At 60.4% G+C, this 2,164-nt stretch carries 3 protein-coding genes and 1 other RNA gene; all 4 read left to right on the forward strand.

Annotated features, from left to right (window positions below; translation table 11 throughout):
- Positions 1 to 77: 77 nt before the first annotated feature.
- The gene (locus tag NW819_RS07300; RefSeq protein ID WP_414413349.1) at positions 78 to 776 is read left to right on the forward strand and encodes a hypothetical protein; all 699 of its coding nucleotides are present in this window, start codon (positions 78 to 80) and stop codon (positions 774 to 776) included.
- A 26-nt stretch (positions 777 to 802) separates the two neighbouring features.
- On the forward strand, positions 803 to 1,525 hold the full coding sequence (locus NW819_RS07305) for a carbon dioxide-concentrating mechanism protein CcmK (RefSeq protein WP_414329208.1): 723 nt from the start codon (positions 803 to 805) through the stop codon (positions 1,523 to 1,525).
- Positions 1,526 to 1,597: 72 nt separating this feature from the next.
- Positions 1,598 to 1,695, forward strand: an RNA gene (ffs, locus tag NW819_RS07310) — signal recognition particle sRNA small type.
- A 125-nt stretch (positions 1,696 to 1,820) separates the two neighbouring features.
- On the forward strand, positions 1,821 to 2,164 hold a 344-nt coding region (locus tag NW819_RS07315; RefSeq protein ID WP_414413350.1), incomplete at its 3' end, for a hypothetical protein.

Below are 2,164 nucleotides of genomic sequence, written 5' to 3' on the forward strand. Positions count from 1 at the left end.
TGGAGCAGATCATCCAAACCCCTTGAGGGATCCCAGCTTTTTTTGACCTCTGTTGGTTCAAGTCCAACCCCCCAGCGATGAGGAGCACCCTGTTGGCCTCTACTTTGCCCAACTCCATGACGCTCCGCACCTTGCTCGGCCAAAACGGCGAAACTCGCTATTTTGTCAGTGGTGAGGTACAGGTGGAAGCCGGGGCGGGGATTGGGGCAGGGGTGCTGCTGCGGGCCAACCCCGGCTGTCGAATTCACATCGGGCGCGGCGCGTGTATCGGCATGGGATCCGTCCTGCACGCCTGTGGGGGATCCCTCATCGTGGAGGCGGGCGCAACCTTGGGAATGGGGGTGCTGGTGATCGGGCAGGGCACCATCGGCAAAAACGCCTGCATCGGCTCAGAAACCACAGTGCTGAATTGTTCGGTGCTCAGCCAAGCAGTCATTCCCCCCGGCTCGCTGCTCGGGGATCCCACCTATGGTTTCGATCTCCAGGAGGCGGGCGGCAGCAAGCTCACCCCGGCAGAACCCTCGCCGGCGGAAGTGGAAGGGGCTCAAAAGACGCTGCCTGAGCCGTCTCCCCCACCCAGTTCTCCGGTGGCCAATGTTGAAAAGCAAACCCGCCGTTGGCAGGAAGCTGCCGAGCAAACCCAAGAAAAGTCCGGTTCCCCAAGGACCAAAACGCGCAACCTCAACGGGATCCCTGGCCATTCGGAATTGGATCGCCTCTTGGGCAAGATTTATCCCTATCGACAGGTGCTCTCCTCTGGGGATGGCCGGCTCTGATGGCTAAACTGGCGTGAGTAGTTAGGATGCCGATGTCAACCTCCCTGGGCCTGATTCAGACGCGCAGCTTTCCGGTCATCGTGCGCATTGCCGACGCTATGACCAAGTCGGCAGGCGTGACGCTGATCGGCTTTGAGAAAACCTCGGGGGGCTACTGCACAGCCATTGTGCGGGGGGGAATTGCCGATGTGCGCATTGCCATTGAGGAGGGCATTGAGCTGGCCCGCCAGTTTGACCAAGAGGAGATCTCCAGTTTGGTGATCCCGCGCCCCCTGCCCAACTTGGAAGTGGTACTGCCGATCAGCAGCAAGCTGTCTCAACTGGCACAAAACCGCGGCTACAGCCGCCTCAGTAACTTGGCCGTGGGCCTGCTGGAAACTCGCGGCTTCCCGGCAATGGTGGGAGCTGCCGATGTCATGCTCAAAACCGCGGATGTCCAACTGGCGGCCTACGAGACCATTGGGGATGGCCTATGTACGGCCATTATCCGCGGTACAGTGGCCAACGTGGCCATTGCCATCGATGCCGGCATGTACGAAGCAGAGCGCATTGGGGAATTGCACGCGGTGGCAGTGATCCCCCGCCCTCTGGACGAACTGGAGCAAGCGCTGCCCGTGGCCAGTTGTTTTGTTGCTCAACCGGTTACCCTGCCGGTAACCCTTCCTCAAGTTCAGGAACAGGAGGTGCAGCGCAGCGATACAGCTGTGGAACGGATCCCTGTTTATCTGGAGCCGCCTGAAACTCCCTAGCCCCCTGAGCAATCCATCTGTTGCCCAAGAAAGCCGAGCAGGGCAGAGGGGAAAAATGCTAGGCTACTGGAAGACCTGGGTCCGTGCAGCTCCGACGCCCAAACCGTGTCAGGATCGGAAGATAGCAGCACCACGGGATGCTCAGAGCAGGCGCGTCAACCCGGGTCGCCCTTTGCTACCCCACTTTCCTCTCTGCTGGGTCATTCCCCTTCTCGCCTTTCTCCCCCTTGTCCTAGCAATGTCCGAGACAGACAATCCCCTCGCCAACTGGGCTCAAAAGGCTTTCTACCTCGGCATGGGTCTGGCCGCTGTGGCCGCGGATAATGCTGCCAAGGTGGCCAGCAAAGCGGGTAGCCGTCTGATGGAATTGCGCAAGCAGGCGCAAGCTTTGGTGGACGAGCTGGTGGAGCGGGGGGCGATGACCGCTGAGGAGGCGCGGGCTTACATGGATGCCATCGCTGCCAACGCCAACCGCAAGGGGGAATACAGACAAACTGCCGGCCCCCGCAAGATCACCATTGATGACATTAGCGATACCGAGGGCGAGGCAGGCACGGCCATCGAACTTTCGGAAGCGGCCCGTCTGCGCCAGAAGATCGCCGAATTGCAAGCTGAGTTGGATCGCCTCAAGGGCAAATC

This window comes from Synechococcus sp. R8-2 (genome assembly GCF_047461715.1).
Taxonomy (GTDB): Bacteria; Cyanobacteriota; Cyanobacteriia; order Thermostichales; family Thermostichaceae; genus Thermostichus.

Excerpts from the sequence above, each read along its gene's own strand:
- NW819_RS07300 (WP_414413349.1), top strand. The coding sequence starts at position 78 with ATGAGGAGCACCCTGTTGGCCTCTACTTTGCCCAACTCCATGACGCTC.
- NW819_RS07305 (WP_414329208.1), top strand. The coding sequence starts at position 803 with ATGCCGATGTCAACCTCCCTGGGCCTGATTCAGACGCGCAGCTTTCCG.